This window comes from Nonlabens arenilitoris (assembly GCF_002954765.1).
Classification (GTDB): Bacteria; Bacteroidota; Bacteroidia; order Flavobacteriales; family Flavobacteriaceae; genus Nonlabens; species Nonlabens arenilitoris.
On record NZ_MTPW01000001.1, the window covers coordinates 747981 to 755000 of the forward strand.

Annotated in this window: 6 protein-coding genes and 2 rRNA genes (1 of these 8 cut by a window edge); 1 reads left to right on the forward strand and 7 read right to left on the reverse strand. The window is 35.6% G+C overall.

What is annotated here, in order from left to right; translation table 11 throughout:
* Position 1 precedes the first annotated feature (1 nt).
* From BST92_RS03275 to BST92_RS03295, 5 genes are all read right to left on the reverse strand, one after another.
* Positions 2-394, reverse strand: a complete 393-nt coding sequence (locus tag BST92_RS03275) for an ExbD/TolR family protein (RefSeq protein ID WP_105070170.1) — start codon at positions 392-394, stop codon at positions 2-4.
* Between the two features lies 1 nt (position 395).
* The gene (locus tag BST92_RS03280; protein WP_105070171.1) at positions 396-1091 is read right to left on the reverse strand and encodes a MotA/TolQ/ExbB proton channel family protein; all 696 of its coding nucleotides are present in this window, start codon (positions 1089-1091) and stop codon (positions 396-398) included.
* Between the two features lie 126 nt (positions 1092-1217).
* Positions 1218-2768 (reverse strand): sodium/proton antiporter NhaB, encoded by a 1551-nt coding sequence (gene nhaB / locus BST92_RS03285; RefSeq protein ID WP_105070172.1) that lies wholly within the window; start codon positions 2766-2768, stop codon positions 1218-1220.
* Positions 2768-3994 carry a Glu/Leu/Phe/Val dehydrogenase dimerization domain-containing protein gene (locus BST92_RS03290; RefSeq protein ID WP_105070173.1) on the reverse strand — a complete coding sequence of 409 codons (1227 nt, stop codon included), beginning with the start codon at positions 3992-3994 and terminating at the stop codon, positions 2768-2770. Before BST92_RS03290 ends, nhaB begins: the two co-directional genes overlap by 1 nt.
* A gap of 70 nt (positions 3995-4064) precedes the next feature.
* The gene (locus tag BST92_RS03295) at positions 4065-5120 is read right to left on the reverse strand and encodes an anhydro-N-acetylmuramic acid kinase (protein WP_105070174.1); all 1056 of its coding nucleotides are present in this window, start codon (positions 5118-5120) and stop codon (positions 4065-4067) included.
* 79 nt (positions 5121-5199) lie between these two features.
* On the opposite strand from BST92_RS03295, the gene BST92_RS03300 reads away from it, so the two are divergent.
* Positions 5200-6342: an acyl-CoA dehydrogenase gene (locus BST92_RS03300; protein ID WP_105070175.1), complete on the forward strand. Its 1143-nt coding sequence runs from the start codon at positions 5200-5202 to the stop codon at positions 6340-6342.
* A gap of 276 nt (positions 6343-6618) precedes the next feature.
* Here the strand turns inward: BST92_RS03300 and rrf are convergent.
* Together rrf and BST92_RS03310 are read right to left on the reverse strand one after the other, a co-directional pair.
* Positions 6619-6728, reverse strand: a 5S ribosomal RNA gene (gene rrf / locus BST92_RS03305).
* Positions 6729-6819: 91 nt separating this feature from the next.
* A 23S ribosomal RNA gene (locus BST92_RS03310) occupies positions 6820-7020 on the reverse strand; it runs 2614 nt beyond the window's last position.

Genomic DNA, 7020 nt, shown 5'->3' on the forward strand with positions numbered 1-7020 from the left:
TTTATTCTGGTTTTACGGCAAGAATGATGTTAATTTTATTACGATTTGCTATATCCATTACCTTCACTGCTTTATTAAGAGCTATATCTCCGTCTGCTCTTAAAATTATGGTAGGCTTTTCTTGACCTTCCATAGTCTTAATAATCATAGATTCTAATCGCTCTTCTTCTACTTCTACCGCATCAACAAAAAACGCGCCGTCTTTAGTAATACTTACTGAAGCCTGTTGTTTATTTTCACTGCGACCACTAGCACTAGGCAAGATTAAATCTAATGCTTGTGGAGTGATACTAGGTGAGGTTAGTAAGAAAAATACAAGCAACAGAAATACGATATCAGTCATGGACGACATCGAGAAATCCGGGCTTACTTTATTTCTGCTTCTTAAATTCATATTATGCTGGCTCGTTTAAAAGGTCTAAGAAATCAACAGCGTTAGACTCCATTTGATGCACTACTTTATCTGTCTTAACCACTAAATGGTTATAACCTATATAAGCAATTATACCTACTATAAGTCCTGCAACAGTGGTAGTCATTGCGGTATAAATACCTTCTGCTAGTGTCCCCATTTCTGGAGCACCTTCACTTTCGGCAAGAGTTCTAAAAGCAATCACCATTCCTATAACGGTACCTAAGAATCCAATCATAGGCGCAGCTCCTGCAATAGTTGCTAGAATACTAACATTCTTTTCTAACTTATATACTTCTAACTTACCTGCGTTCTCGATAGCTCCATTAATATCCTCTAATGGTGAACCTATTCTACTTATACCTTTTTCTGTCAATCTTGCTACAGGAGAATTCTCTTGAGCACACAAAATTTTGGCTGCGTCAATACGACCATTACTGACGTGATCTTTTATTTGCAACATAAATTTGTCATCAATTTTTGAACTACCTTTTATCTTAAATAATCTTTCAAAATAGATATACAGTGCTACAAAAAGTAATAGAATTAAGATACATATAATAACAGTTCCAGATGGATCACCTGATAATATAATATCAAAAACAGTTTGAGTCTCCTCTTCTACTAATGGTACAGTAGACTCAACAATTTCGCTTGTCTCTTGAATAAATGAATTCATTAATTTTCTTCTTAGTTAGGTTAGTAACGTTTATTGTATGTTAAAGATTGTATAGAGCATTAGGGCTTTTTCTTCACGCTTCCGCGAAAGCGTGAAAAACAAAAGCTATACAATATTACTGATTTATTATAAGAACATAATCACACATGCAAGTCCTACTAATGTAAGAACTACAGTATATGGAAATGCCATTTTAACCATCTTGCCGTAAGAAAGATTGATTACTGGTGCAAGAGCAGACGTTAATAGAAATAAGAATGCCGCCTGACCATTAGGTGTCGCAACACTAGGAATATTAGTTCCCGTGTTAATTGCAACTGCTAGATGTTCATATTGCTCTAAAGTTATTTTTCCAGCGTCATATGCATTACCCACTTCATTTATATAAACTGTTGCCACAAAGACATTGTCAGATATCATACTTAGGACACCATTTGCTAGATAAAATATTGCTGGTTGACTACTAGGATCCTGGCTTAATGCCCATTCAATAATAGGTGCAAATAAATGCTGGTCATGGATCATCGCAACGATCACAAAAAACACAACTAATAGTCCTGTAAATGGAAGTGCTTCTTCAAAGGCTTTTCCAAGACTGTGCTCATCTGTAATACCCATAAATGCAGTTTGAATCACAATTAATGCAAGACCTATAAATCCAACTGGTGCAATATGCAATGCTAGACCAATGATTAATAGAATAGCTGAAACCCCTTGAACTAAAAGACCATATTTTTCTTTGCTAGTACGTTCTTGATCACGTTTTTCCATCCATCCCTCGATAATCTGTCTTACTACAGGTGGCATTTTTTGACCAAAACCAAATGTTTTAGTAACTTCTAGTAAGATAGTAGTAATTAGACCAGCTATTAAGACCGGTATCGTAATAGGTGCCATGTGAAGGAAAAACTCTATAAACCCATATTCATAAGGTAATGCTGTATTAAGCTTTGTACCGATTAGTAAGTTTTGGGGTTCACCTACAATTGTACAAACACCACCTAACGCTGTTCCTACCACACCATGCATCACTAAACTACGTAAAAATGAACGGAAATCTTCTAACGTTTCACCACTCAATTGTTTCCTATCTAACGTATTATCTTGATCTAAATCTAAATCACTAGAGTGGATTTTATGATAAACATTATAAAAACCGAGACCAACACTTATAAGCACAGCTGTTACTGTTAGGGCATCTAAAAAGGCTGATAGTACAGCACTAATAAGCACAAAAAATAAAGAAAGTGCTATTTTAGATTTTACTTTTGTAAATAGCTTTACAAAAATATACATAAGTAGAGGCTTCATAAAATAAATTCCCGCTACCATGAAAACCAATAACAATATTACTTCTAGGTTTTGAGCAACTTCAGCATAAACACCACCTAAAACTTTATTACCTAAGTCATCTAACACGACCTCGTGAGTGTTGTGATCTACTTTATACATAGGATGTGTTAACCCTAATGCTATAACTTGAATAGCCAGTAAACCACCAGACTGTAATGGATAACACTTTAAAGCCATGGCAAGACAGAAAATAAACTCTGCTATAAATATCCAACCCATTACCGTTCCATCAAGAACAAAAAATGCGGCAGTATTAAAAACTAAAAATGCTAAAATGGTTGACTTAAACCATGTAGGGCTATTACCTAAAAAAGACTTGAACATTAAACCAATTGTTTTAAAGCGATTTCAAAAGCAGTAGAACTGATTTGTGTACGCGAACTATTATTATTATAAGTGTTTTGAATTGCATTTCTAATTGTCATGCTGGTATCATTAAAGATAGCTTCATCTGTCATTTGAACGCGGCGTTCCATAAAGTATGCAAATACTCTTGCCATTCCACAATTTGAAATAAAATCTGGAATAAGGCTTACCTTTTCATCTGTATGCTCCATTATAGAGCCAAAGAATATCTCTTTATCTGCAAATGGCACATTAGCACCACAAGAAATAACCTCTAATCCAGATGCTATCATTTGATCTATTTGGTCCTGACTTACTAATCTAGAGGCAGCACAAGGCGCAAAAATCTCAGTCTTCAGCGACCATATTTTTTTATTTACTTCTTCAAATGGAATTAAGTTTGAAGATCTTAAAGCATTCCCATCTTTGTTTAAGAACATTTCTTTAATTTCTTCAAAAGAAAAACCGTCCTCATTAATTAATCCACCTGCTCTATCGATGATTCCTACAACTCTAGCACCCATTTGTGAGAGATAATAAGCTGCAGCACTTCCTACGTTACCAAAACCTTGAACAACGGCACGTTTACCTTTTACATCACCACCATAAATATCATAGAAATGTTTTACGGCTTCTGCAACGCCATAACCGGTAATCATATCTGCTACCGTATATTTTCTAGAAACATCTGGCGAATAAATAGGATTTTCAATAACTTTTATCACACCTTGGCGTAATTGTCCAATGCGGTTAATTTTATCAGCCTCAGTAGGGGAAAAATGACCGGCAAAGACACCTTCTTGAGGATGCCAAACCCCACAATCTTCAGTGATAGGGATTACTTCATGTATTTCATCAACGTTAAGATCACCACCGGTGCCATAATAGCTTTTAAGTAAAGGAGAAACCGCTTTATACCATCTCTCTAGCACACCTTTTTTACGAGGATCTCTAGGATCAAAATTAATTCCACTTTTAGCACCGCCTATAGCAGGACCAGAAACGGTGAATTTAATCTCCATAGTTTTTGCTAGTGAAAGAACTTCATTTTTATCAAGTCCAACTCTCATACGAGTTCCACCACCTGCGGCGCCACCTCTCAAACTATTTATTACTGTCCAACCTTGGGCATCGGTTTCTGGATCATTCCAATGAAATACGATTTCGGGTTCAGCGTTCTCATAACGCTTTAAAAGTTCCTTCATGATTTATTTTCAGGTTAGTGCAGACAAATATAAAAAACACCTGACCACTACAACTCTTTTTTACAATTTCTTAAGGTAGATAAATTTCACCACTAGAATGATCTTTAGATGCCCCAGTGACAGAAGCTAGACAATTATTCTCATTGCGTAATTTAAGAACACCTAAAAATGCAAAAATCAGAGCCTCTTTATACTCAATGAGGCTATTGTCTGGGATAATCAAATCAGCATTAGAATGATAAGAAATTCTGTTAATCAAATATTCGTTATACGCACCACCACCGGTTACTAGTACAGCTGATTCGGGTAATAAGATATCTGCAATTTGAATTGCCACGTGTTCAGTAAATGTAGCTATGGCATTTAATGGACTGTCAATAGACTTAATAATATTCCATATAAATTCATCGACCCATTCCACTCCTAAAGATTTAGGGCCGTCAAGTTTATAAAAAGATAAATTATTGAGTTGACTTAATACTTCAGAATTAACTTTTCCCGCTTTCGCGAAAGCGCCTTTATCATCATAATTTGCTCCTAATATATTTGCAAAATGATTAAGAACAACATTAACTGGAACAATATCAAAAGCTAAACGAGTGTTATTACTGCCATATGAAATGTTTGCAAACCCACCTAGATTAAGACAGAAATCAAAATCGTCAAACAGAAAATAATCACCAATAGGCACCAAGGGAGCTCCCTGCCCACCCAATAGCACGTCTTGTGTCCTAAAATCACATATGACTCGGTGTTTAATTAATTGGGCTAATAAAGGAAGATTTCCTATCTGTAGTGTATAACCTTTTTCTGGCTTATGATGTACTGTATGGCCATGACTACAAATGGCTAATAGATCATTAAATTGATTTTCTTGAATAAATTCATTAATACAATTTCCAAGATATACCGTATAATCATATTCTAAGGCCTTCAGATCTGCCACTGATAAATTTATGGCTTCAGACAATCTAGTACGCCAGATTTCATCATACTCTATAGATTTTACCTTTAGAATATGAAAGTTCCATGATTGATCACGTACTAATCTTACATAAATCAAATCAATAGCATCTAACGAAGTTCCAGACATTACACCTATAACGTTATAGCACTGATGGTTCATAGAAAAATAGTATTGAAAAAACTCCTGAATAAGCTTAGATTTGCAAAGATAAATGAAGTATTAATCATATTACAAATACATGGATTTTAGTTTAACAGAAGAGCATCTAATGATACGTGATGCAGCAAGAGATTTTGCTCGCACAGAGTTACTTCCAGGAGTAATTGAGAGAGATAAGGAACAACATTTCCCAAAAGAATTGATTACTAAAATGGGTGATCTAGGCTTTTTAGGAATGATGGTTGACCCAAAATATGGTGGCGGAGGAATGGATACGACTAGCTATGTGTTAGTTATGGAGGAGCTATCCAAAATAGATGCTAGCGCAAGTGTAATCGTTTCTGTAAATAACTCACTAGTATGTTACGGCTTAGAAGCATATGCGAGTGAAGAACAAAAGGAAAAATATCTCACAAAACTAGCAACAGGACAATCTATCGGTGCATTTTGCTTGAGTGAACCTGAAGCAGGTAGTGATGCTACCTCACAGCGCACGACAGCTATAGACATGGGAGATCACTACCTACTAAATGGCACTAAAAACTGGATAACTAATGGTAACAGTGCAGACTATTATATAGTAATTGCCCAAACCGATAAAGAAAAAGGCCATAAGGGTATTAATGCATTTATAATAGAAAAAACTTGGGAAGGTTTTGAAGTAGGGCCTAAGGAAGATAAACTAGGTATAAGAGGTAGTGACACTCACTCCTTAATCTTTAACGACATAAAAGTCCCTAAAGAGAACCGAATTGGAGAAGACGGTTTTGGATTTAAATTTGCGATGAAGACTTTGGCTGGTGGAAGAATAGGAATCGCAGCACAAGCTTTAGGAATCGCTAGTGGTGCTTTTGAACTAGCTAGGGACTATAGTAAGCAACGTAAAGCTTTCGGAACTGAAATCTGCAATCACCAGGCTATAGCATTTAAATTAGCAGATATGAAAGTTAATATAAATGCCTCTCGTCATCTTATCATGCATGCAGCATGGATGAAAGATCAAGGTATGGATTATAATGTAGCAGGATGTACAGCAAAGCTATTTGCATCACAAACAGCAATGGATACTACTGTAGAAGCTGTACAAGTGCATGGTGGTAATGGTTATGTTAAAGAATATCACGTCGAACGCTTGATGAGAGATGCTAAAATAACTCAGATATACGAAGGAACATCAGAAATTCAAAAAATAGTAATATCTAGAGACCTTTTAAAAGACTAGTATGCTCTTTCATCACCGAACATCCATTATTTAATGGTTAGAAATTAAGTATATATTTTTAAAAATGTCTAATTACATTTACTTGTAATTAGACATTTTTTTTAACAGGATCCTCTTTTTAACTAAAAGGATTTATTATAAATCTTAAGCCTTTTAGATTACATCATCGAGTAAAAATGGAAATCTGAAAATAACTCATCTAAATTAGCGAGATAGATAAAATCAAAAAATTAAACATAAAAAAAGTCCCTACTAATTACTTAGTAAGGACTTAAAAGAAGGCGGCGACATACTCTCCCACAATAAAGCAGTACCATCTGCGCTAATGGGCTTAACTTCTCTGTTCGGAATGGTAAGAGGTGAGCCCCATCGCTATAACCACCTTAATGGTTCAGCTGAAACAATCAACTGTAAAAGTTGACATATTGAAATTTAAAACGATAATAATAAACATGATATAAAAAGCTAAAGGGTAGAATACCTAAGCTTACGGGTAATTAGTATCACTCGGCTATGACATTACTGCCTTTACACCTATGACCTATCAACGTGGTAGTCTCCCACGACCCTTTAAAGAAATCTCATCTTGTGATGGGTTTCGCGCTTATATGCTTTCAGCGCTTATCCCTTCCCGACGTAGCTACCCAGCAGTGCTCCTGGCGGAACAACTGGTACACC

Excerpts from the sequence above, each read along its gene's own strand:
- BST92_RS03280 (WP_105070171.1), bottom strand. The coding sequence starts at position 1,091 with ATGAATTCATTTATTCAAGAGACAAGCGAAATTGTTGAGTCTACTGTA.
- BST92_RS03275 (WP_105070170.1), bottom strand. The coding sequence starts at position 394 with ATGAATTTAAGAAGCAGAAATAAAGTAAGCCCGGATTTCTCGATGTCG.
- nhaB (WP_105070172.1), bottom strand. The coding sequence starts at position 2,768 with ATGTTCAAGTCTTTTTTAGGTAATAGCCCTACATGGTTTAAGTCAACC.
- BST92_RS03290 (WP_105070173.1), bottom strand. The coding sequence starts at position 3,994 with ATGAAGGAACTTTTAAAGCGTTATGAGAACGCTGAACCCGAAATCGTA.
- BST92_RS03300 (WP_105070175.1), top strand. The coding sequence starts at position 5,200 with ATGGATTTTAGTTTAACAGAAGAGCATCTAATGATACGTGATGCAGCA.
- BST92_RS03295 (WP_105070174.1), bottom strand. The coding sequence starts at position 5,120 with ATGAACCATCAGTGCTATAACGTTATAGGTGTAATGTCTGGAACTTCG.